Genomic DNA, 16,511 nt, shown 5'->3' with positions numbered 1-16,511 from the left:
GGCACAACGATGAGCGATACGAGACATACCTTGCCGGCGGGCGCACAGCCTTCGCGGCGGGCAAGCACGACAGGCGGCGGCGGACTTTTTTCGACGGAAGACTGGTGGGCCGTATGGGTTGGCCTGCTGGTGATCGTCGTTGCCTGGGCGCTGTTTGCGTCAGGCAGCAGCATCAAGTGGCTTGCGACGGCGCCGGCGAAATGGACCGATCCCGGCGCGGCCGGACAAGACCTGGTCAAGCATCTGCCGAATTACATCGCGCTGTTCGTCGTCTTCGCCGTGCTGTTCGGCGTCAGCCTGAGCGTGCTGAAGCAGCGCATCGCGCATTTCCTGGCGTCGTTCGCGATCCTGTTCGTCGTGTCGGTGCTGATTTTCGAAGTCGGCGCGTGGGCCAATGCGTCGAAGTACAACCTCGAGCCGCCGCTCGTCGCGCTCGCGCTTGGCTTGCTGATCTCGAATGTGTTCCGCCTGCCCGAGTGGTTTTCGGCGGGACTGCGCGTCGAGTTTTACATCAAGGTGGGGATCGTGCTGCTCGGCGCGACGCTGCCGTTCACGCTGCTGGTCTGGGCGGGCCCGGTTGCCGTCGGACAGGCGACCATCGTTTCGCTCTTCACGTTCTTCGTGATTTTCTTCGCCGCGAAGGCGCTCGGGCTCGACAAGCGGTTCGCCGCAGTGCTCGGCGTTGGCGGTGCGGTGTGCGGCGTGTCGGCGGCGATCGCGATTGCGGGCGCGGTCCGCGCGAAACGCGAGCATGCGTCGGTGGCGATCACGCTGGTGATCCTGTGGGCGATCGTGATGATCTTCGTGCTGCCGTTCGCGTCGCGCTCGCTTGGACTGTCGACGGCCGTTGCGGGCGCGTGGATCGGCACCTCGGAATTCGCCGACGCCGCGGGTATCGCCGCAGCACAAGCCTATGGCGACTTCGCGAAGCATGCGGGCGGCGCGATCGCGGGATCGCCCGAAGCGTCGCTTCAGGCGTTCACGCTGATGAAGGTGGTTGGCCGCGACATCTGGATCGGCATCTGGGCGTTTCTGCTCGCGATCGTCGCGACGACGCGCTGGGAGTCCAGCGAAAGCGGTGTAACCGCCAAGGCCGACGCGCGCGAAATCTGGGCGCGCTTCCCGAAATTCGTGATCGGTTTCGTGATCGCGTCCGCGCTCGTCACGTGGATCGCGAGCCACTACTCGCTCGCGGACTACCGCAAGGTGGTGACGCCGGAATTCGTCGCGCCGATTACCGCGCTGCGCACATGGGCGTTCATCTTCTGCTTCTTCAGCATCGGACTGACGACGCGCGTGCGCTCACTGGCGGCCACGGGCATCAAGCCGTTTATCGCGTTCACGGCCGGCGTCGCCGTCAATATCGCCACCGGCTACGCGCTGTCCGCGCACGTGTTCGCACCGTATTGGAATAGCTTGGGGCAGGGCTCGTGAGCGCGCCCGTCCTCGACGACGCCATCGACGCGCAGCCCGGTGAACGCCGGCCGTGCTGCGCGGATTGCCGGTTTCGCGCCGAGGATCGGCATTCGCTTGAGCAGAGCATTCCGGGCCTCACTGTGTTCGGTTCGGGCTTTGGCGCCAGTGTTGCCGACAGCCGCCTGTGTCTGGTTCACGACCAGCTCGTCGCGCCGCGCGACAGCTGCCGCCGGTTCGCGCGGATGCGCTGACGGCATCCGCGTCATCGAGGCGCGTATTTGCAGCGCGCCTCGCACCTCGAAACGCTTAGCCGCGAGTCGACTTCGGCTGCGCGTCGCGCTCGTCGTCGCGCACTTCAACGGGCACCAGTTCGCGGCGCGACACACCCGTCGCGCCGCGGATGAACAGCACCATGCACGTCGCGAACATCATCCAGACCCCCGTCACTACCAGCCATTTTTCCATTTGGTCACCCCGTATAGCGAGACTTCGAACCCCGTACCGTGCGTCATTGCGCATCTCATGACCGGTATAACGGCGCGATTTTCGTTTCGATAAGGGTTGCCCGAAAATAAACCGATCCAGGGAAAACACCGAGCGCAACCGCGTGCATCCAGACGGTGCATACCGGCCGCAAACCCTTGTGTGACGGGCGTTGCCAAAGGGTGCAACCGTTTCTCGCCACTGGTTGCACCTTTTTATTGAGAGGGGTACGATTCGGCCAACTCTTAAGTCTTTGGCCGGCGTCCGCCCGGCGCATAAAGAAGGAACCATGGCGAGCACCACCCTTGGCGTCAAAGTCGACGATCTGTTGCGTACCCGGCTGAAAGATGCCGCCACGCGTCTCGAACGCACTCCGCACTGGCTGATCAAGCAGGCGATCTTCGCGTACCTGGAGAAGATCGAACACGGCCAACTTCCCGCCGAACTGTCGGGCCACCATAACGCAACCGAACTGGTCGAAGGCGCCGCCGATTCCGACGAAAGCGACGGGCTGCATCCGTTCCTCGAATTCGCGCAGAGCGTGCAGCCGCAGTCGGTGCTGCGCGCGGCGATTACGGCGGCGTATCGCCGTCCCGAACCGGAGTGCGTGCCGTTCCTGCTTGGCCAGGCGCGCCTGCCCGCGAATATCGCGAGCGAAGTGCAGACCCTGGCGGGCAAGCTCGTCGAAACGCTGCGCGGCAAAAGCAAGGGCGGTGGCGTCGAAGGGCTGATCCACGAGTTCTCGCTGTCGAGCCAGGAAGGCGTCGCGCTGATGTGTCTCGCGGAAGCGCTGCTGCGCATTCCCGATCGCGCCACCCGCGATGCGCTGATCCGCGACAAGATCAGCAAGGGCGACTGGCGCTCGCACGTCGGTCATGCGCCGTCGCTGTTCGTGAACGCAGCGACGTGGGGCCTGATGATCACCGGCAAGCTGGTGACGACGAATAGCGAAACGGGTCTGTCGTCGGCGCTCACGCGCATGATCGGCAAGGGCGGCGAGCCGCTGATCCGCAAGGGCGTCGACATGGCGATGCGTCTGATGGGCGAGCAGTTCGTCACGGGCGAAAACATCTCGGAAGCGCTGGCGAACAGCCGCAAGTTCGAAGCGCGCGGTTTCCGCTACTCGTACGACATGCTCGGCGAAGCCGCGACGACGGAAGCCGACGCGCAGCGCTACTACGCGTCGTACGAACAGGCGATCCACGCGATCGGCAAGGCGGCAGGCGGCCGTGGCATCTACGAAGGCCCCGGCATCTCGATCAAGCTGTCCGCGCTGCATCCGCGCTATTCGCGTTCGCAGCAGGAACGCACGATGAGCGAACTGCTGCCGCGCGTACGCGCGCTGGCGATCCTCGCGCGCCGCTACGACATCGGCCTGAACATCGACGCTGAAGAAGCGGACCGTCTGGAAATCTCGCTCGATCTGCTCGAAGCGCTGTGCTTCGATCCGGAGCTGCAAGGCTGGAACGGTATCGGCTTCGTCGTGCAGGCTTACCAGAAGCGCTGCCCGTTCGTGATCGACTACATCGTCGATCTGGCGCGCCGCAGCCGTCACCGCATCATGGTGCGTCTGGTGAAGGGCGCGTACTGGGATACGGAAATCAAGCGCGCGCAGGTGGATGGTCTCGAAGGCTATCCGGTGTACACGCGCAAGATTTATACGGACGTGTCGTATGTCGCGTGCGCGAAGAAGCTGCTCGGCGCGCCGGATGCTGTCTATCCGCAGTTCGCGACGCACAACGCGCACACGCTGTCCGCGATCTATCACCTCGCGGGTCAGAACTACTATCCCGGCCAGTACGAGTTCCAGTGTCTGCACGGCATGGGCGAGCCGCTGTACGAAGAAGTCACGGGCCGCGACAAGCTGAACCGTCCGTGCCGCGTGTATGCGCCTGTCGGCACGCATGAAACGCTGCTCGCGTATCTCGTGCGCCGCTTGCTGGAAAACGGCGCGAACACGTCGTTCGTGAACCGTATCGCTGACGAAAGCGTGGCCATCAAGGACCTCGTTGCTGATCCGGTGGAAGAAGCCGCGAAGGTTGTGCCGCTCGGCGCGCCGCACGCGAAGATTCCGCTGCCGCGCAATCTGTTCGGTGCGGAGCGTACCAACTCGATGGGCCTCGATCTGTCGAACGAACATCGTCTCGCGTCGCTGTCGTCGGCGTTGCTGGCGAGCGCGCATCATCCGTGGCGCGCCGCGCCGATGCTCGAAGACAACGAAATCGCCGTCGGCAATGCACGCGACGTGCGCAATCCGTCGGATCATCGCGACCTCGTCGGCACGGTTGTCGAAGCGACGCCGGAACACGTGAGCGCTGCGCTCTCACATGCCATCGCTGCCGCGCCGATCTGGCAGGCGACGCCCGTCGAAGCGCGCGCCGATTGCCTCGCGCGTGCCGCCGATCTGCTTGAAGCACAGATGCATACGCTGATGGGTCTGGTCGTGCGCGAAGCGGGCAAGTCGCTGCCGAACGCCGTCGCCGAAATCCGCGAAGCCATCGACTTCCTGCGCTACTACTCGACGCAGATTCGCGACGAATTTTCGAACGACACGCATCGTCCGCTCGGTCCCGTGGTGTGTATCAGCCCGTGGAATTTCCCGCTGGCGATCTTCATGGGGCAGGTTGCGGCTGCGCTCGCAGCGGGCAACACGGTGCTCGCGAAGCCCGCTGAACAGACACCGCTGATCGCCGCGCAAGCCGTGCGCATTCTGCGCGAAGCGGGCGTTCCCGCAGGCGCAGTGCAACTGCTGCCGGGCGACGGTGAAACGGTCGGCGCCGCTCTGGTCGCCGATGCGCGCACGCGCGCCGTGATGTTCACCGGCTCGACGGAAGTCGCGCGTCTGATCAACAAGACGCTGTCGAACCGTCTCGACCCCGAAGGCAAGCCGATTCCGCTGATCGCCGAAACGGGCGGCCAGAACGCGATGATCGTCGATTCGTCGGCGCTCGCGGAACAGGTGGTGGCGGACGTGCTGCAGTCGTCGTTCGATTCGGCCGGTCAACGTTGTTCGGCGCTGCGCGTTCTCTGTCTGCAGGACGACGTCGCGGATCGCACGCTCGAAATGCTGACGGGCGCAATGAAGGAACTGGCCGTTGGCAACCCGGACCGTCTGTCGGCCGATGTGGGTCCCGTGATCGACGCGGACGCGAAGCGCGGTATCGACGCGCACATCGCAGGGATGCGCGAGAAGGGTCGAAAGGTCACGCAGCTGCCGATGCCGGATGGTTGCAACGCCGGCACCTTCGTTCCGCCGACGCTGATCGAACTCGACAGCATCGACGAATTGAAGCGCGAAGTGTTTGGTCCGGTGCTGCACGTGGTGCGTTATCGCCGCAGCGCGCTCGACAAACTGCTCGAGCAGATCCGCGCAACGGGTTATGGCCTGACGCTTGGCATCCATACTCGTATCGATGAAACCATCGCGCATGTGATCAGCCGCGCGCACGTAGGCAACATCTACGTGAACCGTAACGTGATCGGTGCCGTGGTCGGCGTGCAGCCGTTCGGCGGTGAAGGGTTGTCGGGCACGGGTCCGAAGGCGGGCGGCGCGCTGTATCTGCAACGTCTGCTCGCGACGCGCCCCGCTGGTCTGCCGAAGTCGCTTGCGCAAACGCTGATGGTTGACGGTTCGCAAGCTGCATCGAATGGTGCGCAAAACGGCAACGCGGCAAGCGATAATCCTGCCGCAGCGTTGACAACACTGCGCGACTGGCTGATCGCGGAACGCGAGCCCGTACTGGCCGCGCGTTGCGACGGCTATCTGGCAAACATTCCGGCGGGCGCCACGGCCGTGCTGTCTGGCCCGACGGGCGAGCGCAACACGTACACGCTCGGCGCGCGCGGCACGGTGCTGTGCGTTGCATCGACGGCAAGCGGCGCGCGCGTGCAGTTCGCGGCGGCGCTCGCGACGGGCAACAAGGCGCTGTTCGAAGGCGCGGCGGGCGAGCAGCTGTATGCTGCGCTGCCCGCGTCGCTCAAGCAGTACGCGAGCGTAAAGAAGAGCGCGGAAGCATCGTTCGATGCCGCGTTGTTCGAAGGCGACAGCGACGAGTTGCTGACACTCGTGAAGGACATCGCGAAGCGCGCGGGTCCGATCGTGTCGGTGCAGGGCCTTGCAGCGCGCGCGTTGGAAAGCGGTGACGAGGATTACGCACTCGAACGTCTGTTGACGGAGCGTTCGGTGAGCGTGAATACGGCAGCAGCAGGCGGTAATGCGAATTTGATGACGATCGGCTGAGCGAACCTCGCTTGATCGATTCAAAAAAATGGCGCGAGACGGCGACCCCGATCACCGCGCCGTCCACACCTGGTACCAAGGAGAAGCTATGCAACATACGATGAAAAAGCTGGCAGGCGCGACGCTGTTCGCTGCCATGTCGCTGGCGGGGACTGCGCACGCACAGCAGGTCGAAGACGTGAAGATCGGCTTCGCCGGCCCGATGACGGGCGCACAGGCGCACTACGGCAAGGACTTCCAGAACGGCATCACGCTCGCAGTCGAAGACATGAACGCGACGAAGCCGATGATCGGCGGTAAGCAGGTTCGCTTCGTGCTGGACACGGCCGACGATCAGGCTGACCCGCGTACGGGCACGACGGTCGCGCAGAAGCTCGTCGACGACAACATCAAGGGCATGCTCGGCCACTTCAACTCGGGCACGACGATCCCGGCATCGCGCATCTACGCGAACGCGGGCATTCCGCAGATCGCGATGGCGACGGCACCGGAATACACGCAGCAAGGCTTCAAGACGACGTTCCGCATGATGACCTCGGACACGCAGCAAGGCTCCGTCGCGGGCACGTTCGCTGTGAAGACGCTGGGCATGAAGAAGATCGCGATCGTCGACGACCGTACGGCTTATGGCCAGGGTCTCGCGGATCAGTTCGAGAAGGCAGCGAAGGCTGCGGGCGGCACGATCGTCGATCGCGAGTTCACGAACGACAAGGCCGTCGACTTCAAGTCGATTCTGACGAAGCTGAAGTCGGTCCAGCCGGATCTGATCTATTACGGCGGTGCTGATTCGCAGGCTGCGCCGATGGTCAAGCAGATGAAGACGCTGGGTATCAAGGCTCCGCTGATGGGCGGTGAAATGGTCCACACGCCGACGTTCCTGCAAGTCGCAGGCGATGCGGCGAATGGTACGGTTGCCTCGCTGGCTGGTCTGCCGCTGGAAGAAATGCCGGGTGGCAAGGACTACGTTGCGAAGTACAAGAAGCGTTTCAATGAAGACGTTCAGACGTACTCGCCGTACGCTTATGACGGCGCAATGGCTATGTTCGATGCCATGAAGAAGGCTAATTCGACCGATCCGGCCAAGTACCTGCCGGTGCTGGCGAAGACGAGCATGCCGGCTGTGACGACCAAGGATCTGGCCTATGATCCGAAGGGCGATCTGAAGAACGGTGGCATCACGCTGTATAAGGTTGTCGATGGTAAGTGGACGACGCTGCAGAGCGTGGGCGGGAAGTAAGGTTTTTTGCCTTGCGGCGCTTGGTGATTAGCTGAGCGCTGCCGGTTGTTTTCGAAGCCTCGTAGGGTTTTTTGCTCTGCGAGGCTTTTGTGTTTTTTACGCTTGTCGCGGGCATCCGCGATGCGGTGTTTGCCGTTCACACGTCGCCCCTGTGCGGGGCGGCACCTACTTTTCTTTGCCGCCGCAAAGAAAAGTAGGCAAAAGAAAGCGGCTCAAACCGAGCCGCTTGACGTTTGCCCACGGGCCCTCAACGGCCCGGGGCTGTGTGGTGCGCGAACCTCTTTACTCCCCGCGCAACTTCTTGCCCTGCTCGCGCACCTGGTCCAACGTCGCGCCCGGTGTGCTCGCTTCCTGCAGCAAGCGAATTTCAATCACCGCCGGTTTCTTCGATTCCTGCGCGCGTTTGAACGCCGGCATGAAGTCTTCCGTCCGCTCCACCGTTTCCCCGTGTGCGCCGAACGACTTCGCGAACGCTGCGAAGTCCGGGTTTGTCAGCCCCGTTCCATGCACGCGGTTCGGATAGTGCCGCTCCTGATGCATGCGGATCGTGCCGTACTGGCTGTTGTTCACGACGATGAAAATCACGGGAAGATCGTATTGCATCGCCGTCGCGATTTCCGATGACGACATCATGAAGCAGCCATCGCCCGCAAAGGCCACTACCGCGCGATCCGGATACAGCGACTTCGCCGCAATCGCCGCCGGCACGCCGTAGCCCATCGCGCCGCTCGTCGGCGCAAGCTGCGAGCGGAAATGGCGGTACGCGAAGTGCCGGTGCAGCCACGTCGCGTAGTTGCCCGCGCCGTTCGTCAAAATCGCGTCCTTCGGCAAGTGCTCGCGCAGTTGCAACATGATCTCGCCAAGCTGCACGTCGCCCGGAATCTTGCGCGGCTTGCGCCATTCGAGGTACGCGTCGTGCGCTTCTTTTGCCGCGCCTTCCCATGCGGGTTTCGTCGATGGCTTCAGTTGCGCCAGCATCGACGCGATTTCCGGCATGCCCGAGACGATGGGGAGATCGGCGGAATAGACGCGGCCGAGTTCTTCCGCACCCTGGTGGACGTGGATCAACGTCTGCTTCGTCTTCGGAATGTCGAAGAGCGTGTAGCCGTTCGTCGTCGCTTCGCCTAGCCGTGGACCGAGTGCAAACAGTACGTCCGCGTCTTGAATACGTTTGGCAAGTGCCGGGTTGATGCCGAGTCCGACGTCGCCCGCGTAGTTCGGATGCTCGTTGTCGAGCGTGTCCTGGAAGCGGAATGCGAGGCCGATCGGAAGCTGCCAGTTTTCGATGAACGTGCGCAAGTCTTCGCAGGCTTGCGGCGTCCAGCCGCTGCCGCCTGCGATCACCATCGGTTTCTTCGCGCCTTCGAGCAGGCCGCGCAAACGCTCGATCTGCTGCGGCGCAGGCGCTGCGGCAACGCGCTGATAGGCGGGCGCGCCCGGCATCGCGGCGCACGCGTCGCTCAACATGTCTTCCGGCAGCGACAGCACGACAGGACCCGGGCGGCCCGATGTCGCCGTGTGGAACGCGTGGCTCATGTACTCGGGAATACGGCGCGCGTCGTCGATCTGCGCGACCCACTTCGCCATCTGGCCGAACATCCGCCGATAGTCGATTTCCTGGAACGCCTCGCGGTCCAGATGCTCGCGCGCGCATTGGCCGATGAGCAGGATCATCGGCGTCGAATCCTGAAACGCGGTATGCACGCCAATCGATGCGTGCGTCGCGCCCGGGCCGCGCGTGACGATTGCAATGCCCGGCCGGCCCGTCAGCTTGCCGACGGCTTCCGCCATGTTGGCGGCGGCCGCTTCGTGGCGGCACACAACCGTCTGAATTTGCGACGTTTCGTCGTGCAGCGAATCGAGTACTGCCAGAAAACTCTCGCCGGGCACGCAGAACACGCGCTCGACGCCATGCGTCAACAGCGCGTCGACCATGAGCCGCGCGCCAGTAGTCATATTTGAAGCATCGGAAGACAGCGACATTGCGAAGACACCTCCAGTCAGAAGAGCTTCGACAGCTTACGCCGAGACCCTCGCCGATGTCATTCGTAAAAGCGGCATCAACATTCGATGATGTTCACCGCCAACCCGCCGCGCGACGTTTCCTTGTACTTGGTCTTCATGTCGGCGCCCGTTTCGCGCATCGTCTTGATGACGGAATCGAGCGAAACATAATGGCTGCCGTCGCCGCGCAACGCCATGCGCGCGGCGTTCACCGCTTTCACCGAAGCCATCGCGTTGCGCTCGATGCAAGGAATCTGCACCATCCCGCCGACGGGGTCGCACGTGAGGCCAAGGTTGTGTTCCATGCCGATTTCCGCGGCATTCTCGACCTGCAGCGGCGTGCCGCCCATCACGGCCGCGAGCGCGCCCGCCGCCATCGAGCATGCGACGCCCACTTCACCCTGGCAGCCCACTTCCGCGCCGGAGATCGACGCGTTCAGCTTGTACAGAATGCCGATTGCAGCCGCCGTCATCAGAAAGTCGAACACGCCTTGCTGGTTCGAGTTCGGCATGAAGCGCGTGTAGTAATGCAGCACGGCAGGGATGATGCCCGCCGCGCCGTTGGTCGGCGCAGTGACCACGCGGCCGCCCGCCGCGTTTTCTTCGTTGACGGCGATCGCGTACAGATTGATCCAGTCGATCATCGACAGCGGGTCTTGCAACGCGCGCTCCGGATTGCCCGTCAGCCCGCGATACAGTTGCGGCGCGCGCCGCTTCACCTGGAACGGGCCAGGCAGATTGCCGTCCGCGTCCGGATTGTTGATGCCGCAGCCGCGCGCAACGCACGATTGCATTACGTCCCAGATCTTCAGCAGGCCCGCGCGCGTTTCTTCATCCGTATGCCATGCGCGCTCGTTTTCCCACATCAGTTGCGCGATGCTCTTGCCCGTCGCCTTGCACATCTCCAGCAAATCGTTGCCGCTGCGGAACGGATGCGGCAGCTGTTCGACGGCGGCGAGCACCTTCGTATTCGGCGCGCCCGCCGTCACGACAAAACCGCCGCCAACCGACAGATACGTCGATTCGCGCAGCGTCTCGCCGTTCGCATCGAAAGCGCGCAGCTTGAGGCCGTTCGGATGCTCGGGGAGTGCCTGCCGGTAGAACGAAATGTGGTCCTTCTGCACGAACGGAATAGCGTGCGTGCCGAGCAGCGTAAGCGTGCGTGACGTGCGGACCTGTTCGAGGCGAGCCGCAATCGTGTCGGGATCGACGGTATCGGGCGCGTCGCCGAGCAGGCCGAGCATCACGCCGCGATCGGTGCCGTGGCCTTTGCCCGTCGCACCGAGTGAACCATACAGATCGACCTTCACCGATGCCGTGCTGTCGAGCAGTCCGTCGCGCTCAAGCCCTTGCGCGAACATCAGCGCCGCGCGCATGGGACCGACCGTGTGTGAACTCGACGGGCCAATGCCGATTTTGAAGAGATCGAAAACGCTGACTGCCATCACTGCTCCTGCTAGCTGGAAATTCGTTTGTGCTGCACTGCGCGGGTAGCGCGGCAGCAGAATGTGCCGCGCGTGATCAACGCGCCGGCAACGGCAGACACACGGCGAGCCACGCGGGCGGCGTCGGTGCCAGTTTCAGCGCGACGGGCGTGTAGCGTCCGTCGAGCCGCGCGGCGAGGTGATACAGCTCAGCCGCATTCTTCGGGTCCCACTGTCCACTATAGCCCGGCAAACCGGCCTCGCGGCGCTTTGTGTCGAAAGGCACGCTCGAACGCAAGAATTCGTCGTGTGTTTTCGCGCCCATTGCATACGGCGTGAGCCAGTTCAACGCGGCGGCGAGCGTCGCGCCGCTCGGCGCGCGTTCGTTGAGCCAGTTGCGGTTGTGGCGGCGCGCGGCGAGCGCGGCCGTCACCAGCGGCTGCAGATCGTAAGTCACATAGTGCAGCGCATCGCGCTCGCCGAAATCGACGGTCGTGCCGTCGGGCGCGATGTTGTCGTTGACGTGCTCGACGTACAGGCGCTGCGCCGCCTCGATCATCTTGCGGTTATCGAGCGTGAAAGCCGCCATTGCGATCAGCTTCACGCGATGGCTTTGCCAATTGTTACGGAATGTGCCCGTCAGCGGCCGCTTTTGCGCGTCGATCTGCGCGATATAGCCGTTCGCGAGCTTCGCGAGGAAGGCCATCGTTGCGTTGCGCGTCTTCACGGGCAGGGCGCTCGCCGTCATGTCGTACGCGAGGATCAGCCCTTCGAACGGCGTTTCGTCGATCGGATTGAACGACGGCTGGTAGGTCGTGACCCATGCATACAGCAGGCGGTCGACCAGCTTCAGATAGCGGTCGTCGCTGGTGGCGCGCCACGCGAGGGCAGCATCGCGCAACAGGTCGAGATCTTTCTCCGCTTCCTTGCTCTGGTCGTAGATGCCCTCGTGAGGCAGCGTGCCTTCCGTATGCAACTGACGCACCGCGTGCGCGGGCTCGTTCAGATGCGCCTGGACATTGCTCACCAAAGCCTTGACGCCCGGATCGGAATTGGTGCGCTCGCTGGTTTGCAACGCGGGCGCGGCGCAGAGGTTCATCGCGGCGTAGGCCGGGCCCGGCGGCAGCGCGAATGCTCCCATGGCGAGCAACGTGGCGGCAATGCGCGGAAGAAACGGATGCGTCGATGATGCGCGCGCGCTACGGCGTATCGGCGCCTGACCGTTTCGCTTCATGCATGACTCCTCTGGTTCGATCCAAGGTGAGATGTTAGCCGTCTGACGCGCAAAGCGACAGCCCGACGGGCGAACGTGCGAGGCTCAGCGCCTCGTGCGCCGCGCGCGGGACGTGCGCCCGTGGCGGCGGGCCGTCCGCCTCGTGTCGCGCCGTGCCGCCTTATCGGCCGAATTGGCGTGGTTTTCGGCTGCATTTCCACGCGTCGTTTTTTCCGCATGTCGTCGATACTGCCTAACGTGTTACAGGGATTTGCGTCGTGAGTGGAAGGATCGTGGACGGCAGCACGCCGCGTCAGACCCGAGGATAGACGTCGCCGTTGTAGAACGGATGACGCTCGCGCAACCGCTCGAAGATCGCGTCGGCATCGCCGGCTGCGACGCCCGAGAAGGTGGTGCGGAAAGCGTCGAGCGAGCGCGCTTCGCTGGTCAGTTGCTCGGCAGATGGAGGAGCGCCGGCGCCCACGACATCGATATGGAAGGTAGGACCGTAGACAAAGGCAAAGATTTCGAGCGTACGGGCGGCGTGATAGCGGCTGGTGGAGACGAGAATGCGCGGGCCGCTGAACGTGGCCGCGAGGTTGCGCCGCGTGAAGACGGCATCGCCGACTGTGTCGCGCGACGTGGTCTCCGCGATGATGCGCGATGCGTCGAGGTTCGCGTATTCGATTGCGTAGCGGCGCATCGCATCGGCGATGCAGATGTCCGAATCGTCGCGATATGCCCAGCCGCACATCACCAGCAATGGCGCCCTGGCGGTTTTCATTGCTTCGATGCCGAGGTCTACGCGTGCGCGGGTTTCGTCGTTCAGGGTTCCGTCCGCATCCATCAGGTTCGCGAGGACCACGACGGCGTCGTAACGCGTGTCGGTGAAATCTTCAGGGTTCGGCATAGGCAAATGAAAGTACTGTTTTTGACGAGTGGCGACACGGCACGGCCGCTGGCCGACTGGCTCGGCCAACGCGAAGCGCTGACCGTGCGGGAGACGCCCGTGAGCGCGCAGGAAATCGCAGCGCTCGCGCCGGACCTGATTGTAAGTCACTCGTACCGTCACATTCTGAAGCGCGATGTTCTCGCTGCGGCGCCGGACCGGTTCATCAATCTCCATATCTCGCTGTTGCCGTACAACCGCGGCGCCGATCCGAACCTGTGGTCGTTCCTCGACGAAACGCCCAAAGGCGTGTCGATCCACCTGATCGACGAGGGCATCGATACGGGCGCGCTGCTGCTGCAACGCGAAGTGTCGTTCGACGAGGACAGCGAGACGCTCGGCAGCAGCTACGCGACATTGCAGCAGACGATCGGCGAACTGTTCATGGAGAACTGGTCTTCGCTGCGCGACGGACGAATCGCGCCGCGCGCGCAAAGCGGCGCCGGGACCTTTCACCGCGCGTCCGAATTTGCGGCGCTCAAGGATTCATTGCTGGGCAACGACGGATGGAACGTGCCGATTCCCGTTCTTCGGCAGCGTTACCGCGCGTTGTCCCGTGAAGCGGGGCGCGGCGGCTGACGGAAACAGGCAGGCAATCGGAACGCACACGGCGGCTCACGAGAAGTACGGCTCGATATCAAGGAAGCGAACAATGTTGGACAACAAGGCAATTTTGATCACGGGTGGCACGGGTTCCTTCGGCCACAAGTTCATCTCGGCCGTGCTGGCGAAATACAAGCCATCGCGCGTCGTCGTGTTCTCGCGCGACGAGCTGAAGCAATATGAAATGCAGCAGAAGTTCGACGCGCCGTGCATGCGGTATTTTCTCGGCGACGTGCGCGACGGCGAGCGCCTGCGCCAGGCCATGCGCGGCATCGATTACGTGGTGCATGCCGCCGCGCTCAAGCAGGTGCCCGCGGCTGAATACAACCCGACGGAATGCATCCGCACGAACGTGACGGGCGCGGAGAACGTGATCAACGCCGCCATCGAGAACGGCGTCGAAAAAGTGATTGCGCTGTCTACCGACAAGGCCGCCAGCCCGATCAACCTGTATGGCGCGACCAAGCTGCTGTCCGACAAGCTGTTCGTGGCGGCGAACAATCTGGTCGGCAAGCATCGCACGCGCTTTGCCGTCGTGCGCTACGGCAACGTGGTCGGTTCGCGCGGCTCCGTGGTGCCGTTCTTCCGCAAGCTGATCGCCGAAGAAGCGAAGAGCCTGCCGATCACCGATCAGCGCATGACGCGCTTCTGGATCACGCTCGATCACGGTGTGGACTTCGTGCTGAAGAACTTTCAGCGCATGCAGGGCGGCGAGATCTTCGTGCCGAAAATTCCGTCCGTGAAGATCGTCGATCTGGCGAAGGCGATGGCGCCCGCGCTTGACCAGCACGTGATCGGTATTCGTCCGGGCGAGAAGCTGCACGAAATGATGATTGCGCGCGACGACAGTCTGCACACGCTTGAATATCACGATCACTACGTCATCACGCCGGCGATCCGTTTTGTCGTGCAAAGCGAGTACGAGACGAACGGCATGGGTGAGAAGGGCAGTCGGGTAACGGAAGGCTTCAAGTACACATCCGACAACAACGGCTGGTTCCTCACGGTTGACGAACTGGCTGCCCTCGACAAGCAACATCCATGAGCACGTTCATTCCGTACGGCCGCCAATCGATCGACGACGCGGACATCGCCGCGGTCGAAGCGGTGCTGCGTTCCGACTGGCTCACACAAGGCCCTGCGATTGCCGCGTTCGAGGAAGAACTGGCTCGCCGCGCCAGCGCGCGTCACGCGGTCGCCGTATGCAACGCGACTGCCGCGCTGCATATCGCGTGCGTCGCCGCAGGGCTGGGGCCGGGCGACCGCCTGTGGACCGTGCCGAACACGTTTGTCGCATCGGCGAATTGCGGCCGGTATTGCGGCGCGGACGTCGATTTCGTCGATATCGATCCGCTGACGTGGTGCATGGACGCCGCCGCGCTCGAAGTGAAGCTCGAGGCGGCGCGTCGCGCGGGCACCTTGCCGAAGGTCGTGATTCCCGTCGCGTTCGCGGGCGGCAGTTGCGATATGAAGCGTGTGAAGCGCCTGTCCGACGAATATGGCTTTACGGTGATCGAAGATGCTTCGCATGCCGTCGGGGCATCGTACGCGGGGCGGCCCGTCGGTTGCGGCGACTACGCGCACATGACGGTGTTCAGCTTTCATCCCGTGAAGATCGTGACCACGGGTGAAGGCGGCGCCGTGTTGACCAACGACCCGGCACTGTGCGACCGCCTGCGCCGCCTGCGCAGTCATGGCATCACTCGCGATCCCGCCCAGATGGATGAGCCGGACGAGGGCGCGTGGTCGTACGAGATGCAGGAGCTTGGCTTCAACTATCGGATCACCGATATTCAGGCGGTACTCGGGCTGTCGCAGCTCAAGCGGCTGGATGGCTTTCTCGCGCGACGTCGCGCGCTCGTACAACGCTACGATGCGCTGCTGAAGAATCTGCCACTGCAATTGCCGCAGCTCGATGCGCTCGACGAATCGGCGTGGCATCTCTATGTCGTGCGCGTGAAGGACAACAGTGCGCACGCCGATCGCCGCGCGGTGTTCGATGCGTTGCGAGCCGCCGACATCGGCGTCAACGTTCACTACATCCCCGTTCATCTGCAACCGTACTATCGCCGCCTCGGCTTCAAGCCCGGCGACTTTCCGCAAGCGGAGCAGTACTACCGTGAGGCGCTCAGCCTGCCGCTCTATGCGGCCCTGACCGATGCGCAGCAGGATCGCGTGGTGGCGCAACTCGAACGGGTGGTCGGATGAGCCGCGTCGCCATCATTCCCGCGCGCGGCGGCAGTAAGCGCATTCCGCACAAGAACATTCGCCTGTTTGACGGCGTGCCGATCATCGCGCACTCGATTCGCGCGGCGCTCGATAGCGCGCTGTTCGATCGCGTCGTGGTCAGCACCGATAGCGAGGAGATCGCGGCCGTCGCGCGCGAGTGTGGCGCGCAGACGCCGTTCATGCGTCCCCCGGAGCTGTCCAACGACCATGCCGGCACGCTCGAAGTCGTGCAGCACGCGTTGAGCGCGCTCGGCGAACACTACGACTACGCGTGCTGCATCTACGCCACCGCGCCGTTCATCGACGTTCGCTACTTGCGCGAAGGCATCTCGATGCTCGAGGCGCATCGCGAGAAGTCGTACGCGTTTTCGGTGACCACCTTCGCGTTCCCCGTGCAGCGTGCGTTGCGACTGACGGCCGACGGCGGGCTCGATGCCGTCTATCCCGAACATCGTCTGACGCGTTCGCAGGACTTGCCGGAAACGTGGCATGACGCCGGGCAGTTCTACTGGGGACGCACGCGGGCATGGCAGCGCGGCGACACGCTTTTTTCGCCGCTGTCGATGCCCGTCGTGCTGCCGCGCCATCTCGTGCAGGACATCGACACGCCCGAAGACTGGCGGCGCGCCGAACTGATGTTCGCGGCGCTTCGGGCGCTCGCGCAATCGAACGGATAACGCGGGAACGCGCAATACATACGAACTGCGCGCCCC

Annotated in this window: 13 protein-coding genes; 8 read left to right on the top strand and 5 right to left on the bottom strand. The window is 63.6% G+C overall.

Features of this window, described 5'->3' with window-relative positions:
- Positions 1–9 precede the first annotated feature (9 nt).
- Positions 10–1,434: a YeiH family protein gene (locus tag C2L65_RS15710; protein ID WP_042305109.1), complete on the top strand. Its 1,425-nt coding sequence runs from the start codon at positions 10–12 to the stop codon at positions 1,432–1,434.
- The gene (locus C2L65_RS15705) at positions 1,431–1,667 is read left to right on the top strand and encodes a hypothetical protein (protein ID WP_042305110.1); all 237 of its coding nucleotides are present in this window, start codon (positions 1,431–1,433) and stop codon (positions 1,665–1,667) included. The genes C2L65_RS15710 and C2L65_RS15705 overlap by 4 nt, the downstream gene beginning before the upstream one ends.
- Before the next feature lie 55 nt (positions 1,668–1,722).
- Here C2L65_RS15705 and C2L65_RS46145 read toward each other — a convergent pair whose 3' ends face one another.
- Entirely contained in the window at positions 1,723–1,881 is a 159-nt protein-coding gene (locus C2L65_RS46145; protein WP_167450341.1) for a hypothetical protein, read from the bottom strand.
- A gap of 307 nt (positions 1,882–2,188) precedes the next feature.
- On the opposite strand from C2L65_RS46145, the gene putA reads away from it, so the two are divergent.
- Together putA and C2L65_RS15695 are read left to right on the top strand one after the other, a co-directional pair.
- Positions 2,189–6,139 carry a trifunctional transcriptional regulator/proline dehydrogenase/L-glutamate gamma-semialdehyde dehydrogenase gene (gene putA, locus C2L65_RS15700; protein ID WP_042305111.1) on the top strand — a complete coding sequence of 1,317 codons (3,951 nt, stop codon included), beginning with the start codon at positions 2,189–2,191 and terminating at the stop codon, positions 6,137–6,139.
- An 88-nt stretch (positions 6,140–6,227) separates the two neighbouring features.
- Positions 6,228–7,376: a branched-chain amino acid ABC transporter substrate-binding protein gene (locus tag C2L65_RS15695; protein WP_042305112.1), complete on the top strand. Its 1,149-nt coding sequence runs from the start codon at positions 6,228–6,230 to the stop codon at positions 7,374–7,376.
- A gap of 282 nt (positions 7,377–7,658) precedes the next feature.
- Here C2L65_RS15695 and C2L65_RS15690 read toward each other — a convergent pair whose 3' ends face one another.
- The 4 genes from C2L65_RS15690 to C2L65_RS15675 form a co-directional block, all read right to left on the bottom strand.
- A complete protein-coding gene (locus C2L65_RS15690; protein ID WP_042305113.1) occupies positions 7,659–9,359 on the bottom strand; it encodes a thiamine pyrophosphate-binding protein in 1,701 nt (566 codons plus the stop codon).
- Between the two features lie 77 nt (positions 9,360–9,436).
- Positions 9,437–10,825: an L-serine ammonia-lyase gene (locus tag C2L65_RS15685; protein ID WP_042305114.1), complete on the bottom strand. Its 1,389-nt coding sequence runs from the start codon at positions 10,823–10,825 to the stop codon at positions 9,437–9,439.
- Positions 10,826–10,901: 76 nt separating this feature from the next.
- On the bottom strand, positions 10,902–11,945 hold the full coding sequence (locus tag C2L65_RS15680; RefSeq protein WP_233446514.1) for an alginate lyase family protein: 1,044 nt from the start codon (positions 11,943–11,945) through the stop codon (positions 10,902–10,904).
- A gap of 385 nt (positions 11,946–12,330) precedes the next feature.
- On the bottom strand, positions 12,331–12,927 hold the full coding sequence (locus C2L65_RS15675; protein WP_042305116.1) for a YdcF family protein: 597 nt from the start codon (positions 12,925–12,927) through the stop codon (positions 12,331–12,333).
- Positions 12,928–12,933: 6 nt separating this feature from the next.
- On the opposite strand from C2L65_RS15675, the gene C2L65_RS15670 reads away from it, so the two are divergent.
- From C2L65_RS15670 to pseF, 4 genes are all read left to right on the top strand, one after another.
- Positions 12,934–13,545, top strand: a complete 612-nt coding sequence (locus tag C2L65_RS15670) for a formyltransferase family protein (protein WP_042305117.1) — start codon at positions 12,934–12,936, stop codon at positions 13,543–13,545.
- Positions 13,546–13,618: 73 nt separating this feature from the next.
- Entirely contained in the window at positions 13,619–14,614 is a 996-nt protein-coding gene (gene pseB / locus C2L65_RS15665; RefSeq protein WP_042305118.1) for a UDP-N-acetylglucosamine 4,6-dehydratase (inverting), read from the top strand.
- On the top strand, positions 14,611–15,777 hold the full coding sequence (pseC, locus tag C2L65_RS15660) for a UDP-4-amino-4,6-dideoxy-N-acetyl-beta-L-altrosamine transaminase (RefSeq protein ID WP_042305119.1): 1,167 nt from the start codon (positions 14,611–14,613) through the stop codon (positions 15,775–15,777). The genes pseB and pseC overlap by 4 nt, the downstream gene beginning before the upstream one ends.
- On the top strand, positions 15,774–16,475 hold the full coding sequence (gene pseF, locus C2L65_RS15655) for a pseudaminic acid cytidylyltransferase (protein ID WP_042305120.1): 702 nt from the start codon (positions 15,774–15,776) through the stop codon (positions 16,473–16,475). The genes pseC and pseF overlap by 4 nt, the downstream gene beginning before the upstream one ends.
- Positions 16,476–16,511: the final 36 nt, after the last annotated feature.

The sequence above is a fragment of the Paraburkholderia terrae genome (assembly GCF_002902925.1).
In the GTDB taxonomy this organism is placed as follows: Bacteria; Pseudomonadota; Gammaproteobacteria; order Burkholderiales; family Burkholderiaceae; genus Paraburkholderia; species Paraburkholderia terrae.
The sequence above is the reverse complement of the archived record's forward strand: the minus strand, read 5'-3'. Positions and strand labels throughout refer to the sequence as shown.